The sequence below is a fragment of the Sulfobacillus sp. TH-112 genome (genome assembly GCF_057473405.1).
The window spans coordinates 1-17,689 of the sequence record NZ_JBYCKN010000100.1 but is presented as its reverse complement, the minus strand read 5'-3'; the positions used below and the strand labels follow the sequence as shown (position 1 = coordinate 17,689).

Below are 17,689 nucleotides of genomic sequence, written 5' to 3'. Positions count from 1 at the left end.
GTTCACCGAAAGCTTTTGTCCTTCACGTGGCCGAATTTAATCACCGGGCCATCCGCCTTTATGAAAATTGCGGGTTTCAGTGCCAGGGGCGCTTTGAGCAAGAGACCAATGGTGCCCGTTTCTTACCATGAGATTGCCCCTTTCGTAACCGTGATTCCTCCCATCTGACACGGGAAGGCGTGCGATGCATCGCCGGCCCGGCAAGGAGTGCGCGGGCGGCAACCGCTTTAAGGTTCTTCAATGGGAACCCCTTGCGTATTCGGTTTTTTATCTCTCGCCGTGAGTGCCTACCGCCAACAGGGATCTCTGAGTGACTATCTAGAAATTCCGTCACATAACTATTCTAGCCATTTGGCGTGTTGTCGGACGACGATGAAGACGTCTTCGTCTTAGTGTTGGCACTGTCGCTTTCCGATGCTTGGATGATCGACAGTTTTCCGGTCGGTTCCAGTCGAGCTTCCTTGACATTTTGTAACTTCACATCTTTTTGTCGGAGTTCCATGAAGAGGTCGGCCTTGGACATCCGTTCGGCCCGTAGTAACTTTTCGTTTATTTTCCCAATCACCACCACTGGCGCCGACGATCCTTGAGTCAGCTTCTCTAGCCATCGGAAGAGCAGATTGAGCCAGGTCAGAAGCCATTGCAGCACGCCCAAGGCGAACGTGATAGCGATAGCGTTGATAAGCGGGGTATGGGTGTCTTCCATCCCAATGGCGACCGCCTCTCCAATCATGATAGCGACGGCGAAGTCGAAAGGTCCCATTTTGCCTAAGGTTCGTTTCCCCATGAATCGAAAGACGACTAGAGCGGTAAGCCAGAGAAGTGCCGTGCGGCCCACGAGTGATACCACTTCCACCAGGTTGGCCTCCTTTTTATTTTGACACTCTTTAGCATGGGTAATTTTGACGCGTCTATGCGTGCCTCTGGGCGTGACTTTAGGGCCATTTTGCTACAATATGAGAGGAAGAGAGGGAGGTCACGATGACCAAAGCTGAGGTGCTCCAAAAGGCTCGTGAGTTAAATGTGAAATTTGTCCGATTGCAATTTACCGATATTCTAGGAGTCGCAAAAAATGTGGCGATACCCGTGAATGCGCTCGATATGGCCCTTGACGGCCAGGTCATGTTTGATGGATCGTCCATCGAGGGATTTGTCCGCATTGAAGAGTCTGACATGTATCTTCAGCCCGATCTGGACACCTTTCGTGTGCTTCCCTGGACTGACCGTGAGGGACTGACGGCTCGCCTGTTGTGTGACATTAAGAATCCTGATGGGACGCCTTTCGCCGGGTGCCCTCGGAGCCAACTGAAGCGGGTGTTGCAAGAGGCGAAGGACATGGGATATTCATTGCAAGTCGGGCCGGAACCCGAATTCTTTCTGTTTCAGATGACGGCCGAGGGAAAGCCCACGGTCCATACCACCGATCAAGCGGGGTATTTTGACTTGTCGCCACATGATATGGGAGAGGACGCGCGCCGAGATATTGTGTTAGCGCTAGAGGAGATGGGTCTAGAAATTGAAGCGACTCATCATGAAGTCTCTCCAGGACAACATGAGATTGATTTTCGCTATGCAGATGCCTTGGCTGCGGCCGACGCCATGGTCACCTTCCGGGTCGTGGCACGCACAATGGCCCATCGACATGGATTTCACGCCACATTTATGCCGAAGCCGATTGCTGGCGTCAATGGATCGGGATTGCATCTGCACCAGTCATTGATGGCGGCTGACGGAAACGCCTTTTTCGATAGTAAGCAGCCCAACGGCCTGAGTCGCGTAGCACTGCGTTATGTGTCTGGACTCATGGCACATGCTAAGGGATTTACCGCCATTACCAATCCTCTCATTAATAGCTATAAGCGGTTGGTTCCCGGATACGAGGCCCCTGTCTATATTGCCTGGTCCACGGGAAACCGCAGTCCCATGATTCGGGTGCCGAAGTCCCGAGGGGAGTCGACCCGCATTGAATTGCGTTCGCCCGATTCCTCCTGTAACCCTTATCTGGCTTTAGCCGTGACCATTAAGGCCGGTCTTGACGGAATCAAGCATCGCTATGAGATGCCCGCGCCGATTACGCGCAATATTTACCGTATGCATGAGTCGGAGCGGCGCGATTTAGGTATCGAAAATTTACCGGAAAGCTTAGAAGAAGCCTTGGACTATCTCGAAAATGATGCCGTGGTGCAAGACGCCTTAGGGGATCATATTACCCAGCGATTTCTCGAAGCCAAACGGTTAGAATGGGATATCTATCGCCATGAAGTGCACGAATGGGAACTTGAGCAGTATCTCACACTCTATTAGTGGATGCAGTCGCTCCTTCCTAAATCTTGGTAACATGATATGATAAAAAGGCGGCGGAGGGATATGCAACCCGTGTGGACATTTTTGTTTGATCTCGATGGCACCATTTTGGATACGACGGACCTCATTATGAAGAGTTTTATTCACACGTTTCAAGAAGAACTCCAAGAAACGGTGAGCCGCGAAGAGTTGATGCTGCACTTTGGTCGCCCATTGGAGGACCAGTTCCGTATTATGCGTCCTACGGCTTCTGACGAGATGGTTGGCCGATTAGTGCGGGTATATCGTGAACATAATGAAGTGTTTCACGATCAACTGGTCACGGTCGTGCCAGGAGCGGCAGAAGGGCTGCAAACACTTTTTAATGCGGGCCATCCGCTCGGAATTGTGACGTCAAAGCGCTACGATTTGACCGCGCATGGTCTTCGCCAATTTGGCCTTTTGGACCTATTTCAGGTCATTGTTCACTCTGATAGCACAGAGCATCATAAGCCTCATCCGGAACCGGTTGAGCATGCATTACACCTCATGGGTAAAGAACCACGATATGCGGCATATGTGGGAGACAGTCCCTACGATATGAGGGCGGGTCGCGAGGCCGGGACTCGGCCATTAGGGTTGGTGTATAATACCTTTTCTGAAGCGGCGCTCCGCGAAGCGGGGGCAGCGGATGTGGTTGACAGTTGGCCTAGGATTGTTGAGACGCTCTTGTCCTGGGCGCATGATGTATCATGATACCATTGGAGGGATGATGAAATGCAGTTAGATGGAGCGACAATTACTTGGCTCGGACACGCGAGTTTTTTGGTGGAAACCCCTCAACATAAGCACATTGTTATGGACCCGTGGTTAGAAGGGAACCCCAAGTGCCCAGAGACCTATTACGCCCTGGACAAGGCGGACGCGATCCTCATTTCGCATGGCCATTTTGATCACATGGGCAGCGCCGCGGAGTTGGCGCAACGCACCGGAGCTCCCGTGATTAGTAACTTTGAGATTGGTGCTTTTTTGGAAAGCCAAGGTGTGAAAAACACCATTGGCATGAATAAAGGCGGGACCGTCACGTTGGGCAATATTAAAGTGACCATGGTTCATGCAGATCATTCGTCGGGCATTAGCGCGGCTGATGGAACTACCGTGTATGGTGGTGAGGCTGCGGGGTTTGTCGTGACGCTGGAGAATGGTCTTAGCATATATCACGCAGGAGACACCAATGTGTTTTCGGACATGAGCATTATCCACGACCTCTATGCACCGGATATTGCGTTATTGCCCATCGGGGGTCACTTTACGATGAGTCCCAAAGAGGCGGCGTATGCTGCCAAGCTTCTTAAACCGCGGATGGTGATTCCCATGCACTACGGCACCTTTGAAGCACTCGCAGGCACCCCAGAGGCTCTCAAGGATCTATTGTCTGGAGAGTCCATCGAAGTGATGGCCCTCGAACCCGGCGGGCAATGTCGATAAAAAGTCCTGATAAGCACCGCGCTCCGAGACTTTTTCCACCATCGTTAGCCGGTAGCTGCCTTCGATACGCGGTCATGGATATCTTAGGCTTTGGCCGCGTGATCGATCCGGAAAGTCAACAGGCGATGCGCGAAGGATCGCGGCTGCACAAGGTATTTCAAGAGCAGCTCTTGTCGCACTATGCCATGGCCCAAGTCGAAGTCTCTATCAAAGATAGCGACCGAGGTGTCTCCGGGAGGATGGATGCGCTGCTGGCGACCGAGCGAGGCTCCTGGGTGGTGGAGTATAAAACGGTATCTGAAGACCGATTCCAAATGATGGAGTTGGCAGGACCGTTTCTTAGCCATTGGGCGCAATTGCACCTTTATTTGATGGTTGGTGGGTTCGCTGGGGGGAGTTTGGTGGTAGATTCTCGGGGGTCAGGAGCACGGCGGATTTTCCAGGTGTTGCGCAATGAGGAATGGGAGGCATGGATCGACGCGCGTATTCGATTGGCAAAAGATTTTCAACAAAAGCATGCCTTGCCGAGTCGAGAAATTAGCGCGGGGTGTCGCTCATGCGATCGCTGGAAACGCTGCTTTAAAACAGAAGCGGCGCGAGATGAAGCGGTGATGGCCCATCCGGAGTGGGATCCTAGCCCGGAAATACCGCAAGAGACAGTATTTGCCCGAACGGCAGAAATTGTGTAGTAAGCAAAGGAGATAGAACGATGCCAAACGCGACAGTAACATTTAAAGGAAAGATGGCTTTTGAGGGCGTGAGCGGGTCTGGGCATCAGGTCATGATGGATTCGTCTCCTGATGTAGGGGGAGAGAATACAGGAATTCGCCCGATGGAAATGGTTCTCGTCGGGTTGGGAGGATGCACCGGAATGGATGTGGTATCCATTTTGAACAAAATGCGTGTCGAGTTCAAGTCGTTTGATATCGAAATTTCAGGAAAGAGAACCGACGAGCACCCCAAAGTTTATGAGCACATTAGCATGCAGTATCGCTTTGAGGGGAATAGTGATGACGCCGATAAAGTGATTCGCGCGGTGACCTTAAGTCAGGAAAAGTACTGCAGTGTCTCCGCCATGCTGGCACTGAGTGCGCGCATCGACGCCGAAGTCATTCTCAACGGTACGACTGTGAAAAGTCTCAGTCAGGGTGGCGCGGCTTAGGTTGTAAGGATTGCCAGAAAATTTTCCCCGGTGGTTGGGCATGCTTCTCCCAAGAAGGGAGGGGGCGCAGGTGGCCGAGGGACAAAATCTGAACGAGTCGCTGAAAAGATTCACACAGCAACAATTTCAAGAAGAAGTGGCTCGCGAATTGGGCATCGACTTGAACAGCACCACATTTCCTAATCGTGATGTGAAGAACTTGGAAAACGATTTGCACCACGATGCTGCAGAGGAAGAAAGCCCGTCGTAGACCCGATTAAGCCCCAAAGGTGAGGGCACCTTTGGGGCTTTTTGCTGTCTTATCCACAAATTGGCCCGCCTTTAGCGGGCGCCTCTGTGATAGAGTAATTGTCGAAAATAGACGACAATTGGGAGGCGAGAGTGATGACCCGAAAAGTGACATTGGGCGGAGTCGCCGCACTAGGACTCGTGGCGATCGTAGCGGCTGGTTGCGGAACGCAGCAGGTATCGACGTCTCAGTTTATGACGGTCAATCAAAGTGCGAAAACGGTCGAATTCAAAGTGCTGGCCGGGACTGGTCTACCTCAGTCGACCACAACCATCGATGGGCAACCGATTGATCATTTAGCGTTTAATATCCCTGTCGGCTATAAGGTGACGATGGACTTTGTTAATCAAGCCGCGTTTCCGGAGTCCATGGGCATCTATAACGGACACCGCTTAGCATTCCCTAACTCGGGCGAATCCTATAGCGCAACCTTGGCCACGGCTACCGGAGGATTGCTGCCGGGACAGTCGCAAACCTTCACCTTCACGGCCAATCGTACAGGACAGTATGCTCTTTCAGATATCTTGTGGGGAGGAAACGACCTCCGACCGGTGAGCAATGTGGCTGATCCCGTGAATGTGACCTCTTCGGGAACGCCATCGATTACGACGCAATCATAAAAGAAAAATTTCTTGTGGCAACCGCTACCGTCGGTGTTCTTGAGGTGGTAGCGGTTTTTCCTGCGTAAGGTCTTTGTCCCACTAATCTGGCCCTCGTCAGATGTCGCGATCGACACCATTCGATGAACTTTTACGAGCTCTTTTGTAACCGATGGACGCTCATTGGCGTTTTTTAGGAGAGAGGACATCCAAGGAGGCGCCCATGAAATCACAGCTAATGATGGCATCGATAGTGGTGGGCATGACAATGATGGCAGGCGGATGGACAGGAGCGAGGATGCCATCGTTGACACCTCGTCCTTTAACAAAAGGTGCCCGGACCGGATTAAGAATGGAGTCGTTACGAGAATCTCCCACCGATGAGACTCATCGCACGGAAACCGTCGAGACGAAGAGTCGTTCGGCAGTGTCGCAGACAACACCTAGTCCCACTCGCACTGTGCTGAGCGCTGTTGCTAAGCCCAAAATTGTATCGCCGAAGCTTTTACCTTCTCGTTACACGGGGTATTCTGAGGTGTTAGCGAGCGTGGGTCACTATATGGCGAACCGTTCTGCTACCCCGCTCTATTTACCGAAAAATCTCAATGGATCCGTTGACGGTCCGCTCGAAGTGATGTTTCACGTCGGCAACGGATATACCCTGAATTTAGGCGAAGGATCCGCTCTGCCAGCGAATTCTCCGTCCATTGCGTATGGCCAGCATCACTTCTTGGGGGAAATTGAGGGCATGCCCGCCGCGATTCCCTTCCATGCGCGAGACATTGTCATGCCCTTGTACCCCAACTTCCCGACCGTTACTCCCGAGAACGTCCTGTTGATGCCCGGTATTCGCGCCACCACCTACGAGACCCAAAGTGGGAATTGGCTCACCTGGTCGGAAGATGGATGGACCATGAACCTTATCGCCATGGGGGAATCATGGGGAGCGTCTCTTGATGCCGCTCGACAGGAAGCCCTCACATTAAAAGGTCTCTCACTCCCCGGGCACGATGGGCACGCCTCTTTTGCGCTCGGGACCGATAAACCCTCTGAAGCCAGTTACATCATGGGTAACTCGCGCTATTTCATCTATGATACTCATTTTAATGCAGTTCAGTTGGCCCATCTGATGACACCCGTCGGCTCATGATTTGGCCGTAATAAGGTCACCTTGTAGCGCATCCTTCGGTTTCGTATAATCGGAACAGGAAATGGGGGACCGGAGTGGATATTGGGTTAATTGGCTTACCGCGTTCAGGAAAAACAACAATTTTTAACTTATTGACCAATTCTCATGTAGAAACCAGCGCATTTGGTGGCAAGGCGGAGTCTCGTCGCGGTTTGGCGCCAGTGCCGGACAGACGTTTGGAATGGCTTCAGGAGCTCTATCAGCCCAAGAAGGTGACGCCCGCTCAATTGCAGGTGGTGGATGTGCCTGGCCTTGCCCATGGCGAATCCCAGGGCCCTAATCGTTTTTTAAATGATGTGCGGCTGGTGGATGCGCTGATTCATGTGGTGCGGGGATTCTCCTCGGAACTGGGGGAAATGGCTACGCCACTGAAAGATATTGAAGATATGGAACTGGAGTTGGGACTGTCGGATCTCGACTTGGTGGAAAAGCGCCGGGCACGACTCACTAGTGGCAAAAAATTAACACCCGAGAATCGCCACGAATTGGAGTTGCTCGAGATCTTGTATGGGGCTCTCGAAGCCGGCCAGCGATTAGAACAGATTGATATCACCGAGGAGGATCGACGTCTCATCAGTGGATATCAATTTTTGACCCTCAAGCCGACCGTGTGGCTGCTGAACTTGGATGACCAGTCGTTTAAGAATCTTCAGTATCCTGATCGGGCAGAAATTGAAGCGCTAGCCCGTGACAAGCACATCCCTTTAGTGATTATGGCGGGAGAGATGGAGCAAGAGATTTCTGAGTTGGATGCCGAGGATCGGCTCGAATTTATGCGTGATTTGGGACTTGACGAGACGGGGACAGAACGTCTTGCAAAGGCGACCTATGATCATCTGGGGCTGATGTCGTTTCTCACAGCCGGTGAGGATGAGGTGCGAGCCTGGACGATTCTACGGGGGACACGGGCGCGAGAAGCCGCCGGGAAGATTCACTCCGATATTGAACGCGGGTTTATTCGCGCCGAGATTGTGGCTTATGAGGCATTGAAAGAGTCCGGGAATATGGTGAAGGCGCGCGAGGCCGGTGCAGTGCGTTTAGAAGGAAAAGAGTACCTGATGCAGGATGGAGATATCGTCAACTTCCGATTTAATGTATAGTAAGCCTAGCTAAACATTAAGAGACCAAAGACCTAATGGAAGGATTGTCCTTGATGGAAGATACCGATCACAAGCTAACTCTCTGGCAACAGGCTCAGGAATGGATGCCAGGGGGCGTGAATTCCCCAGTGCGGTCATTTCGCGGGGTAGGCGGAGAACCGTTCTTTACCCGTGAAGCCCGGGGGGCATACTTGCTCTCGGAAGAGGGTAAAAAGTACATTGACTACGTCATGGGATACGGACCGCTCATTTTGGGGCATGGCTATCCGAGCGTCGTCCAAGCCGTGATCGATCAGGCGGCCCGCGGATTGTCTTACGGGACACCCACGAAGCTCGAGCTATCCATGGCAGAAGCGGTGATAAAGAAAATTCCGAGTGTGAACATGATTCGTCTGGTAAACTCCGGAACCGAGGCGACCATGACGGCTTTGCGCATCGCGCGGGCAGCGACCGGCAGAAAACGGGTGGTCAAGTTTACTGGCTCTTACCATGGACATCATGATTCTCTCTTGATTCGCGCTGGATCAGGAGCAGCTACTTTGGGGGTTCCTGATTCGGCCGGGGTTCCTTCAGAAATTGCCGAGCTCACGATAGCGATTCCCTACAATGATCAAGACGCCTTGGAATCGGTATTTCGGGATCGTGGTCAGGAGATTGCCGCTGTCATCGTGGAACCGATTGCGGGAAATATGGGAACAATATTGCCAGAGCCTGGATTTTTAGAACGAATTCGGGAACTCACCACGCGTTACGGAGCGCTTTTCGTGAGTGACGAGGTGATGACAGGATTTCGTGTGGCCGATGGCAGCGTAGCGGAGGCGCGTGGAGTGACGCCAGATTTAATGACCCTGGCCAAAGTCATTGGAGCTGGTATGCCCGTCGGAGCCTATGCGGGGCGCAAGGAGTATATGGAACTGGTTGCCCCTTTGGGTCCGGTATATCAGGCAGGCACGTTTTCGGGGAATGCGGTGGCGTTGGCTGCAGGGCTTGCGCAACTTGAGGTGCTTGATTCGGAGCGGTTTTATCCGGATTTGTTTGAGAAAACCGGCCGATTAGTGGATGGACTTTTGGCCATCGCGAAACGACATCACATTGCCGCATCGATTAATCGTGCGGGTGCGATGTTTACATTGTTTTTCCGGGAGACGCCCCCGACCAATTTTAGTGAAGTGGAAGAGTGCGATGTCGCTCACTATCGGCGGTACTTCCATGGCATGTTAGAACGCGGCATATTTATGCCGCCGTCTCAATACGAAACCGCCTTTCCTTCGCATGTTCATAGCGACCAAGATCTTGAGGCAACGCTTGAGGCTGCAGACGCGGTATTCCGTCAACTATAAGGAGTGACCTATGTATATTAGTCGGCTGCATCCATTTGCTTTTAAGATAGGCCCAATTGGAGTTCACTGGTACGGGATTTTTATGGTGTTGGCCATCTTAGGGGGCGGTTGGTACCTCATTGAGCGCGGACGGCAATTGGGTGAAGATCCTGACCGATTATCGACCATCACCTTATGGACGATTCTCTGGGGTGTCATTGGCGCACGTGTGGTCTTTGTGTTGGCCAACGATCCTCAATGGATTTGGACGACACCCATGCAAATTATTCGCATTTGGGATGGCGGATTGGCCTACGACGGTGCGGTCGGATTTGGCATCTTGGCACTCTGGATTCAACTGCGTCATAAGCCCTTAGTCTTTAATCACTTAGTCGACTGGTTAGTGCCTGGCATTGGTCTCGGCATTTTTATGGTGCGAATTGGCAACATTTTCAACCATGAGGTGTTGGGGCGTATGACGCAATTAGGATTTGGACGGTGGCCCGAGCAATTAATTGGCTCCAGCATTGGCGTGATCCTCATCATTCGGTATTTTTGGATCGAGCGTCATCGGACCCCGCCTCCCGGGTATCAGTTTTGGTCTGCCATGTTCTATTACGCCATTCTTCGGGGATTTATTGGTGAAACCACGCGGGATAATCCCACCTATCTGATTCACTACATTAATCCACATTGGGGCATTGGTTTTCTCACCTTGATGCAACTGTTCACTCCGCCCATTATGATCTTCACAGGAATTATGATGCGGAGGACTTGGAGACAGTCAGCGCGCGAGCACTTGGTGGATACGGTAGAGGGTTCGTAGCGGGAGGCTCGGGAGTTTTCCCATACACAATTACTGGGGTCCCGACGTCTGTAAAATGCCACAACCATTCGGCATCCGGGGGATCGCCAGTTGGCCCTTTGGGGCCGTGCGCGGTGGGGACTTGGATACATCCGTGACTTACGGGACGATCAAACGTATGGTTCCACCAAGCCCCATGCAGCGCCACCGCTCCGGTAAAATATTGCGCATAGGGAACATGCTGTACGTCCCAATGGATACTTCCCTTCCCTCCTACCATGTGATCATCTTCCACTTTCTTATAAATCCAGAAAGTCCCCGTGGGGGTAGTCCAGTCTGGTGGACTTCCAGTGGATACCGAGAGAACCCGAATAATTCGGTGACGTTTGAGGGCGAATAGTGTCTGGGTGGCAAGGTCTATGCGGAGTTCGCGGTGGTCATCGGTCACAAGCGTGGCCTCATGAGTCCCTGGTCTAAATCCCAAAATCACGTGAGCGTCTGCGGGCCAGATGGTTTTGGGGCTAAGAGAAAACCGAGTGGCTGAGATTTGGTGCACCCGGATGGGAAGATGGGGAGAGTCATAAAGATGCTGTTTCACCACGGAGATAGTGGTAGGGACACTCGTGTGGAGGCCGATCGCTTCTTTGACTCCTACTTTGGCCTTCGGATAGATGAACTGAACCCGTAAACGCGAGACGCCAACCGATAGGTTATTATGGGAATAGGAATGCTGTAGTTGTACGGTGGTGACGAGAAGAGCCATGATCGCCAACCACCCAATGCGTGTGGCTGAGTGCATAGGTGCTCCTTTATTGTGTTATAGTCTTGGTACCTTGGGAGGGACCATGATGCGGATTCGGGTATTATTCTTTTCATATGCGGCAGATCGTATGAACGGGCGTCAAAAGGAATTTGTGGTAATTCCCGGAACGACGCTGCAGAGTTTTTTTGCTGCGGAATTATCGCAAGCGCTGAGCGAAGAGATGTCGCGCTATTTATTTAGCGCTAACGCGCAGTGGGTTGATGGCAGCTACGTTCTTCAGGACGGGGATGAAATTGCGGTGATACCGCCGGTGAGTGGAGGATAGGATGGATATCTATCGAATTCAGAATGAACCTATTGTGGTTGAAGAGGCTCTTCATGCTATTAGCGATCCTGCCACTGGTGGAGAGGCACTGTTTTTAGGGACGGTGCGTAACCATTTTGACGGGCGCGAAAGTCAGGGGCTATTTTATGAGGCCTATGCGGAATTGGCCGAAATGGAGATGGGGCGGATCGGCCAGGAGTTAAAAGAGCGATTTGGCGTAAGCCACGTGGTGATGATTCATCGGACCGGAGAGCTTACACTGGGCGAGGTTGCGGTCGTGGTCGCCATTTCGTCCGCGCATCGTGAGGCGGCCATGTTGGCCTGTCACCAGGGGATTGATGAAATCAAGCGGCGTGTGCCCATTTGGAAAAAGGAACGGTGGGCCGATGGGCCTGCGGGTTGGCACCACGACCCACGAGAATCGTCTAATTGAGATGAAAGACCTCTTTGATACGCTTCACATTGGCTCGGCTGACTAACACTTCGCTGGCTGCCCGATCCTTCATTTTGAGCATATAGGTGCCGTTGAAATAGGGCATGATTTCTTTGACGTGACGCATCTGGGCAATATAGCTGCGATGAGTGCGAATAAAGCCTTGCGGAAGGCGCGTTTCGAGCTCTCCCAGGGTGAATCGGGTGGGCCATCGACCATCGCGCGTGACCACAAAAATGGAGTCCTGTTCCGCGACTACATAGATGATGTCCTCGGTGGGGATCGGGACGGTGTGGCCATTTTGATCGCAGGGCACCCAAGTAAGCAATACATGATCATCGCTGGGTACCGCGGCACTTTTTCCCGGGAGTCTTGGTTGAAGACGGCGTACCGTTTCCTCGATGCGCTGAGGACTGACTGGCTTAAGAAGGTAGTCGGTCGCCTGAACCGAAAATGCTTCTAGCGCGTACTCCTCATAGGCGGAAATGAAGACCAATTGTACTTCGGGATTGTTGCGTTTGAGCTCTGCTCCGAGCTCCATCCCGGATTCACCCGGCATCGAGACATCAAGAAAGATGACATCGTAGTCAATGGCCGCAATGAGAGAGCGTGCTTCAGCCACATGTGTCGCTTCGCCCACAATTTGAATACTGTCTTGATACGGCGCTAACAAATAGCGCAATTCCATGCGCGCCGGTGCTTCATCTTCCACGATGAGGGCCTTAAGTGGCGTCATGGGGTGGATCCTCCTCGAGATTGGTGGGGTTAATGGGAATGGTCAGACGCACCGTGGTGCCTCGGCCTTCGCGCGACCTGAGCCGGAGGTGATAGTGGGGACCATATAGTCCCATCATGCGCTCGGCGACGTTAGACAGCCCGAGTCCCATGCCGCTTCCTCGTCCCATTTCAAAGATCTCATACTGCTTCGCATGGGGGATCCCCGTGCCGTTGTCTGATACATATATTATCAGTCGATCGCCCTGACGTCTCGCGGTCACACTTACCAGACCAGGCTCTTCCCGGTGGGCGAGGCCGTGTACCACGGCATTTTCGACTAAGGGTTGCAGGGTCAAGATGGGGACAGATATTTCGGTTGCGGTCGGATCGACACGTACCCGATAACGTAAGCGATCGCCGAATCGAGCCGATTCCAAACGCAAATAGGTGGTGACATATTCGATTTCGTCCTTGAGAGAGATGGTAGGTCCACGGTGTTGCAGGGAGCGCCGAAAAAAGCCCGCCAGTTCGATGAGCAGATCTCGCGCGCGATCGGCATCGGTGCGGGAAAACGCAATAATGGTATTGAGGACATTGAAGAGGAAGTGGGGACGAATTTGCGCCTGTAGCGCTTCAAGACGGGCATCCGCTGCCAGAGTACGTTGTCGGTCAGCTTCTACCACTTCCATGAGGAGGGACAGCATTTGGGCAATTCCTTCCGCATGTTGCACGATGCGACTCGGCAGCACCTGATGGGAGGCGACATAGAGTTTGATGGACCCCACCGATTGGTCATGGGAGACTAATGGAGCGATGACCACCGTACCTAAGTCGCATTCGTCGTAGGATCCCTGCAGTTCCGAGGTGTCAAGGATTCGGGTGACGCGGTCCCGAATGGTGTGCTGGGTGGTTTCGGAGAGAATGCTGCCCGGAAGGTGCTGAGGGCAAGACTTACCTGACCAGCCAAGAACGATGTGCGTGTCGGTAATGGCCACCGCATCCACTTCGGCGGTGCGTTGGATGATATCGGCTAAGTGTTGAGCGGCCTCACGATTCAATCCTTGTCTTAGGTGAGGCAACGCTTGGTTGCCAATTTGAAAAGTAGTTTCGGCTGGGTCAGGGCCGGTGGTATGCCATTGATGCGCTATGGTGGAGAAATGCCAGGTGCGCTCCATCGCAATGACTCCAAGGATCAGCGACACGGCCATGAGCGGAATAGCCCAGGGATAAGCGAGTCGCAGCACCACCGGTATGGCTAAAAGCATCCAAGAAACCACCCACAGGGCGGGTGTAAGAAGGCTAGACGATTTGTGCACCGTGATTTTCCATTTCTTTCAATGCCCGCTCGCTGTCGTCGACCTTGCGATTGACGCCTCGGGTACCGGCTTTCACCAAGTAGGTAGTAAAACCATGGCGGAGGCCATCAAGTACTGTCGCGCGCACACAGTAGTCGGTCGCGAGACCCATCACGAAAATTTCCCGAATGGCCCGTTCACTCAGATAGTCCGAGAGCGAAGTCGCAATGACATGATGGCTCTCTGGGTCCACATAATATCCCTCAAATCCACTATAGGCGTCTTTGTCTGGATCAAATCCTTTATAAAAATGGGCCGTATCCGAAGGCAGATTGAGCGAAGGGTGTAGTTCGAATCCGTGGGTTCCAATGACGCAATGGGCCGGCCATTCTCCCCCGCGGTCCACGAAGGACACATGATTTAGCGGATGGGCGTCTTGGGTGGTGACAATAATATCGCCGTTGTCGTGGGATTGATTAATCCATTTCTGCACCGTGGGCATGATCTCATCACCGTGCTCGACGGCGAGTGAGCCACCCGGGCAAAAGTCGTTTTGCAGATCGACCAGGATAAGCGCTCTATGGCTCATACGTCTAAACCTCCTGAGATAGTCGCTCGGGGAGAAATACCGCATTCATCATCCCGAAATAGGTTGGGCAATCGTATCCTAATACGAGCCCTTGCCAGCGCTTTTGAATGGCTCCCGCCAAAATGACCGCTTGCCAGAGTGCGTCGGGTTTGGCATGGGAGACAAAGTCCATGTCGACGGTGAGAAGCGCCTCCCAATTTTGGGTTCGGACCTGCTCTACAAACCAGGAGTCAAAGGCCTTGGCAGCCGGATCGTATCCATACGGTCCATGAGGATCGTGAGCATGCGCCATATCGGCTGAGGCAATCAACCACACTGGTTCTGACCAAGCTTCAATGGTGCGGGCGAGTATCTCGCCTGCGCGATAGAGCTCTTTTAAGGAGACCTGCCGACTGGGGGTCATGACCACCGTGGTGAGGTTCGGCTGGCGCTCGGCCAAGAAGTGCAACGGTACTTGGGCTCCCCAATCCATCGGCAACTGACAAAAGGGACCACTCGAAGCCCCATAGGCGAGTTCGGCGCTGTCTACATCGGCGCTCTTGAAGTCAGCAGCAATCTGTCGTGCCAAGGCTTGGTTGACCGGGAAGGTTTCCTCCAGTCGTTGAACTCCCTCTTCGATGACGCCGCGCACCGTCTCACTGACAGAAATGGTCATCTTTCCTTCAGCACGGATCCCGTGGGGGGTGAGTACAATCGCGGTCGTGGCCGGATAATGAGAGAGCGCTTCTGCAGCACGGCTCAGCCCCTGAGTGATCGTTTCAAATTGCATGAGATTTGGGCTTTGTAGTTCTACGATGGCTTCAGAACCGTGGGGCATTATAGCAGCAGCACACAGTGGCATGAAATAGTTTCCCCCTCAAAAAGCTCTTTTTCTCATGGTATCAAATTCCGTGGGCTAAGAGATGAAAAATGCGGCCCCGGAGGACCGCATTTTTGTCGCGGTATCCTATTGACTAGAGAGATCCTGCTTGGCGTGTGACTTCAAGAGATTCGATAACCTCGGTGACATCTTTGGTCTTGTAGCCGCTGGCGACGCCCCAGTAATAGAATCCCAGAGAGACCACAGCAATGACGACCAAGTCCAACGGATAGTGAATGAGTCCTTTGCCGTGGTTGACAGGGGCCCCAAAGACTGACGAACCGAAGTAAGACATGCCAAGCATGAAAAGCAGATACACAATCAGCCAGATGCCACTCTTCACCGATTGGGACGAGGGGGGTTCGATTTCATTAGGAATGATGGCGCTAAAGATGAAGTAGAGAACCACCCCCACCAGAATGGTAGCAAGCAGCTTCCAGTCCGCAGTCCAACCGCTCCAATAGATGATGAGGGAAGCCCCAATAAACGCAATCGGAGAGATGATTTTGAATCCTCCCAGGCGAATCGGTCGATGTGCGTCGGGAAGCTCGCGACGGAATACTGCGGCCGATACCGGACCAATCATATAGGTAAAGGCGGTCGCCCCAGTAATGATTGTCACGAGAGCTTGCCACGCCGGAAAGGGTGCTAAGAAGATGAGACCCATAATAAGCGCTACGACCAGAGACACCACCGGGATTCCGGTGCGCTCATCCACACGCGCCATCGCCTTCGGGAAATAGCGATTACGAGCTAAGGCATACAGTACGCGGGTGGTTGATGCGATATAGATATTGCCCGTTCCCGCTGGGGATAAAATCGCGTCTCCGTACAGCAGAACCGCAAACCAACCGAGGTTCATGGAAATGGCTAACTGGGCAAACGGGGCACTATAGCTCACGCTTGCCCAGCCCTTAGCCAGTGCACCCGGCGGTACGGCGGTAATGAACACTACCTGTAATAGAACATAGAGTAAAATACCAATCAGGATCGCATAAATAATGGCGCGAGGGACGTCGCGTTGCGGATTTTTGGCTTCCCCCGACAGATCCACAGCTTGTCGAAATCCCAAATAGGAAAAGACAATTCCGGTGGTGGAGATGACCTTCATCATACCGGCACTCTTGAACGGCATGAATCCATGGGAGGTGATATTGCCCCAATGGACACCCACGATGAGAAAGATGATGATGGTCAGGCTGGGCATGACGAATTTCAATAGCGTGACGGGCGTGTTCACCTTGGCAAACGTACGCACACCCAAGTAGTTAATAAGGAAAAATACCACCATCAATGCGGCGGCCACCAAGAGGCCGAGAGCGGAAATATTGCCATTGACGGCTTTGAACGCAGGGATATAACTTTGCGCGTAGGTCACAACCGCTTCGGCTTCCACGGCGGGCACAGAGGCGTACGCAATCCACGCAGCCCATCCCATGATGAAGCTGGTCAGGTGTCCGTGGGAATATTGCGGATAGCGAGCAATACCCCCTGATTCCGGGATAAAAGACCCCAGTTCTGCATACACCAGACCGATGAACATGACGAGAATGCCACCGATGAGCCAGCTAAATATTGCGGATGGTCCAGCGCCCTGCGCTGCGCCTAATGAAGCCAGCAGCCATCCCGAGCCAATGATGGCGCCCAATGATGCCATGGTCAGGTCTAAAAGACTGAGTTCTTTCTTTAGTCCTTTATTAATCAAGGCGAGTCCTCCTTTAACTATAGATAATAGATTGAATAATGCGAAGTGCTGACATCGTATTCGACAAAAGAATCTGAATTCCTGCTCATAAGAAATGGCTGTATTTTTGTGTGAGTATCATGGGGCAGGGAGCTTGGTCGGATACCTTTGACATTATGCGGGAAATCGATGAATCATGAGTGATGGCAAGGATTCTGGTGGATGACTAAGGTCGGCGAGTTGCTCCATGAGTTGCCAGGCATGGGTATAGAATTTCTGGTAAGTTGTCCACCAGGTTTCAATGCCTTCAGGGGATTCTTGTGGGAGCAGAGGCGTTTCGGCGATATGATGCACCATCGGTCGTTTCCCAAAAGGGAGTTCATGGGGTGGCACTTGCGTGGTGACTCCCAGTTGCAGATGGGGAATAATGAGGTGGTCAATCTTCGATGGCCACAGGGCATCATGATAAAAGTGGACTTCATGACCACGCATCAGCGCCACTTCACCAAATCTCCGGATGAGTTGTGCGTTTAGGAGAGAGTGGGCTCCGGTCAGATGAATGGTGTCCTCAAGCTGGCGAAACCGTTGTTCCATAAAAAGACTGTGAGGCCCGAGTGAGGTTAATGGCGATCCAAAGAAGTGCAGGTCGCGGCCGAGCGTCGAACGCGGGGAATTGGAAAGAAATTGCGTCGTCCCGATCTAACCCCCGTTAAGTGAACACGAGCGATCTCTCTCGACGATTTTCGTAATATTGCATGGCTTTCCGTGGTTTCCACGACCGCTCACGGCG

21 protein-coding genes are annotated in these 17,689 nt (G+C 52.6%); 13 read left to right on the top strand and 8 right to left on the bottom strand.

What is annotated here, in order from left to right:
• Window positions 1-343: 343 nt before the first annotated feature.
• Window positions 344-856 carry a DUF421 domain-containing protein gene (locus ACOJWD_RS06485; protein WP_486992409.1) on the bottom strand — a complete coding sequence of 171 codons (513 nt, stop codon included), beginning with the start codon at window positions 854-856 and terminating at the stop codon, window positions 344-346.
• A 125-nt stretch (window positions 857-981) separates the two neighbouring features.
• Between ACOJWD_RS06485 and glnA the strand changes: the two genes are divergently transcribed.
• From glnA to ACOJWD_RS06430, 11 genes are all read left to right on the top strand, one after another.
• Window positions 982-2,304, top strand: coding sequence for a type I glutamate--ammonia ligase (glnA, locus tag ACOJWD_RS06480; protein WP_486992408.1), 1,323 nt, complete (start codon window positions 982-984; stop codon window positions 2,302-2,304).
• Between the two features lie 63 nt (window positions 2,305-2,367).
• Window positions 2,368-3,039: an HAD-IA family hydrolase gene (locus ACOJWD_RS06475; RefSeq protein ID WP_486992407.1), complete on the top strand. Its 672-nt coding sequence runs from the start codon at window positions 2,368-2,370 to the stop codon at window positions 3,037-3,039.
• A gap of 21 nt (window positions 3,040-3,060) precedes the next feature.
• Window positions 3,061-3,771 carry a metal-dependent hydrolase gene (locus ACOJWD_RS06470; protein WP_486992406.1) on the top strand — a complete coding sequence of 237 codons (711 nt, stop codon included), beginning with the start codon at window positions 3,061-3,063 and terminating at the stop codon, window positions 3,769-3,771.
• A gap of 74 nt (window positions 3,772-3,845) precedes the next feature.
• Window positions 3,846-4,460 carry a PD-(D/E)XK nuclease family protein gene (locus ACOJWD_RS06465; protein ID WP_486992405.1) on the top strand — a complete coding sequence of 205 codons (615 nt, stop codon included), beginning with the start codon at window positions 3,846-3,848 and terminating at the stop codon, window positions 4,458-4,460.
• A gap of 20 nt (window positions 4,461-4,480) precedes the next feature.
• Window positions 4,481-4,933 carry an OsmC family protein gene (locus tag ACOJWD_RS06460; RefSeq protein WP_486992404.1) on the top strand — a complete coding sequence of 151 codons (453 nt, stop codon included), beginning with the start codon at window positions 4,481-4,483 and terminating at the stop codon, window positions 4,931-4,933.
• A gap of 70 nt (window positions 4,934-5,003) precedes the next feature.
• Window positions 5,004-5,183, top strand: coding sequence for a hypothetical protein (locus ACOJWD_RS06455; RefSeq protein ID WP_486992403.1), 180 nt, complete (start codon window positions 5,004-5,006; stop codon window positions 5,181-5,183).
• 134 nt (window positions 5,184-5,317) lie between these two features.
• Window positions 5,318-5,842, top strand: a complete 525-nt coding sequence (locus ACOJWD_RS06450) for a sulfocyanin-like copper-binding protein (protein ID WP_486992402.1) — start codon at window positions 5,318-5,320, stop codon at window positions 5,840-5,842.
• Between the two features lie 202 nt (window positions 5,843-6,044).
• On the top strand, window positions 6,045-6,971 hold the full coding sequence (locus tag ACOJWD_RS06445) for a hypothetical protein (protein WP_486992401.1): 927 nt from the start codon (window positions 6,045-6,047) through the stop codon (window positions 6,969-6,971).
• Window positions 6,972-7,045: 74 nt separating this feature from the next.
• Window positions 7,046-8,110 (top strand): redox-regulated ATPase YchF, encoded by a 1,065-nt coding sequence (ychF, locus tag ACOJWD_RS06440; RefSeq protein WP_486992400.1) that lies wholly within the window; start codon window positions 7,046-7,048, stop codon window positions 8,108-8,110.
• 53 nt (window positions 8,111-8,163) lie between these two features.
• Window positions 8,164-9,450 (top strand): glutamate-1-semialdehyde 2,1-aminomutase, encoded by a 1,287-nt coding sequence (gene hemL / locus ACOJWD_RS06435; protein WP_486992399.1) that lies wholly within the window; start codon window positions 8,164-8,166, stop codon window positions 9,448-9,450.
• Window positions 9,451-9,460: 10 nt separating this feature from the next.
• Window positions 9,461-10,255, top strand: coding sequence for a prolipoprotein diacylglyceryl transferase (locus tag ACOJWD_RS06430; protein WP_486992398.1), 795 nt, complete (start codon window positions 9,461-9,463; stop codon window positions 10,253-10,255).
• Here the strand turns inward: ACOJWD_RS06430 and ACOJWD_RS06425 are convergent.
• Complete coding sequence (locus ACOJWD_RS06425; protein WP_486992397.1) at window positions 10,188-11,033, bottom strand: L,D-transpeptidase; 846 nt, start codon at window positions 11,031-11,033, stop codon at window positions 10,188-10,190. The two genes, ACOJWD_RS06430 and ACOJWD_RS06425, sit on opposite strands and share 68 nt — an antisense overlap.
• Window positions 11,034-11,079: 46 nt before the next feature.
• Here ACOJWD_RS06425 and ACOJWD_RS06420 point away from each other — a divergent pair, with 46 nt between their 5' ends.
• Both ACOJWD_RS06420 and ACOJWD_RS06415 read left to right on the top strand, forming a co-directional pair.
• Window positions 11,080-11,322, top strand: coding sequence for a MoaD/ThiS family protein (locus tag ACOJWD_RS06420; RefSeq protein ID WP_486992396.1), 243 nt, complete (start codon window positions 11,080-11,082; stop codon window positions 11,320-11,322).
• A gap of 1 nt (window position 11,323) precedes the next feature.
• Complete coding sequence (locus ACOJWD_RS06415; protein ID WP_486992395.1) at window positions 11,324-11,755, top strand: molybdenum cofactor biosynthesis protein MoaE; 432 nt, start codon at window positions 11,324-11,326, stop codon at window positions 11,753-11,755.
• Here ACOJWD_RS06415 and ACOJWD_RS06410 read toward each other — a convergent pair.
• From ACOJWD_RS06410 to ACOJWD_RS06385, 6 genes are all read right to left on the bottom strand, one after another.
• Window positions 11,748-12,491, bottom strand: a complete 744-nt coding sequence (locus tag ACOJWD_RS06410) for a LytR/AlgR family response regulator transcription factor (RefSeq protein WP_486992394.1) — start codon at window positions 12,489-12,491, stop codon at window positions 11,748-11,750. The two genes, ACOJWD_RS06415 and ACOJWD_RS06410, sit on opposite strands and share 8 nt — an antisense overlap.
• Complete coding sequence (locus ACOJWD_RS06405) at window positions 12,478-13,737, bottom strand: sensor histidine kinase (protein WP_486992393.1); 1,260 nt, start codon at window positions 13,735-13,737, stop codon at window positions 12,478-12,480. Before ACOJWD_RS06405 ends, ACOJWD_RS06410 begins: the two co-directional genes overlap by 14 nt.
• A 34-nt stretch (window positions 13,738-13,771) precedes the next feature.
• On the bottom strand, window positions 13,772-14,356 hold the full coding sequence (gene pncA / locus ACOJWD_RS06400; protein ID WP_486992392.1) for a bifunctional nicotinamidase/pyrazinamidase: 585 nt from the start codon (window positions 14,354-14,356) through the stop codon (window positions 13,772-13,774).
• 4 nt (window positions 14,357-14,360) lie between these two features.
• The gene (locus ACOJWD_RS06395) at window positions 14,361-15,197 is read right to left on the bottom strand and encodes a DODA-type extradiol aromatic ring-opening family dioxygenase (protein ID WP_486992391.1); all 837 of its coding nucleotides are present in this window, start codon (window positions 15,195-15,197) and stop codon (window positions 14,361-14,363) included.
• Between the two features lie 112 nt (window positions 15,198-15,309).
• A complete protein-coding gene (locus tag ACOJWD_RS06390) occupies window positions 15,310-16,920 on the bottom strand; it encodes an APC family permease (RefSeq protein WP_486992390.1) in 1,611 nt (536 codons plus the stop codon).
• A gap of 153 nt (window positions 16,921-17,073) precedes the next feature.
• Window positions 17,074-17,493: a hypothetical protein gene (locus ACOJWD_RS06385; RefSeq protein ID WP_486992389.1), complete on the bottom strand. Its 420-nt coding sequence runs from the start codon at window positions 17,491-17,493 to the stop codon at window positions 17,074-17,076.
• Window positions 17,494-17,689 lie beyond the last annotated feature (196 nt).

Excerpts from the sequence above, each read along its gene's own strand:
- ACOJWD_RS06410 (WP_486992394.1), bottom strand. The coding sequence starts at position 12,491 with ATGACGCCACTTAAGGCCCTCATCGTGGAAGATGAAGCACCGGCGCGC.
- hemL (WP_486992399.1), top strand. The coding sequence starts at position 8,164 with ATGGAAGATACCGATCACAAGCTAACTCTCTGGCAACAGGCTCAGGAA.
- ACOJWD_RS06445 (WP_486992401.1), top strand. The coding sequence starts at position 6,045 with ATGAAATCACAGCTAATGATGGCATCGATAGTGGTGGGCATGACAATG.
- ACOJWD_RS06470 (WP_486992406.1), top strand. The coding sequence starts at position 3,061 with ATGCAGTTAGATGGAGCGACAATTACTTGGCTCGGACACGCGAGTTTT.
- ACOJWD_RS06405 (WP_486992393.1), bottom strand. The coding sequence starts at position 13,737 with ATGCTTTTAGCCATACCGGTGGTGCTGCGACTCGCTTATCCCTGGGCT.
- ACOJWD_RS06460 (WP_486992404.1), top strand. The coding sequence starts at position 4,481 with ATGCCAAACGCGACAGTAACATTTAAAGGAAAGATGGCTTTTGAGGGC.
- ACOJWD_RS06475 (WP_486992407.1), top strand. The coding sequence starts at position 2,368 with ATGCAACCCGTGTGGACATTTTTGTTTGATCTCGATGGCACCATTTTG.
- ACOJWD_RS06385 (WP_486992389.1), bottom strand. The coding sequence starts at position 17,493 with ATGGAACAACGGTTTCGCCAGCTTGAGGACACCATTCATCTGACCGGA.
- ACOJWD_RS06425 (WP_486992397.1), bottom strand. The coding sequence starts at position 11,033 with ATGCACTCAGCCACACGCATTGGGTGGTTGGCGATCATGGCTCTTCTC.
- ACOJWD_RS06395 (WP_486992391.1), bottom strand. The coding sequence starts at position 15,197 with ATGCCACTGTGTGCTGCTGCTATAATGCCCCACGGTTCTGAAGCCATC.
- ACOJWD_RS06465 (WP_486992405.1), top strand. The coding sequence starts at position 3,846 with ATGGATATCTTAGGCTTTGGCCGCGTGATCGATCCGGAAAGTCAACAG.
- ACOJWD_RS06430 (WP_486992398.1), top strand. The coding sequence starts at position 9,461 with ATGTATATTAGTCGGCTGCATCCATTTGCTTTTAAGATAGGCCCAATT.
- ACOJWD_RS06450 (WP_486992402.1), top strand. The coding sequence starts at position 5,318 with ATGACCCGAAAAGTGACATTGGGCGGAGTCGCCGCACTAGGACTCGTG.
- glnA (WP_486992408.1), top strand. The coding sequence starts at position 982 with ATGACCAAAGCTGAGGTGCTCCAAAAGGCTCGTGAGTTAAATGTGAAA.
- pncA (WP_486992392.1), bottom strand. The coding sequence starts at position 14,356 with ATGAGCCATAGAGCGCTTATCCTGGTCGATCTGCAAAACGACTTTTGC.
- ACOJWD_RS06420 (WP_486992396.1), top strand. The coding sequence starts at position 11,080 with ATGATGCGGATTCGGGTATTATTCTTTTCATATGCGGCAGATCGTATG.
- ACOJWD_RS06415 (WP_486992395.1), top strand. The coding sequence starts at position 11,324 with ATGGATATCTATCGAATTCAGAATGAACCTATTGTGGTTGAAGAGGCT.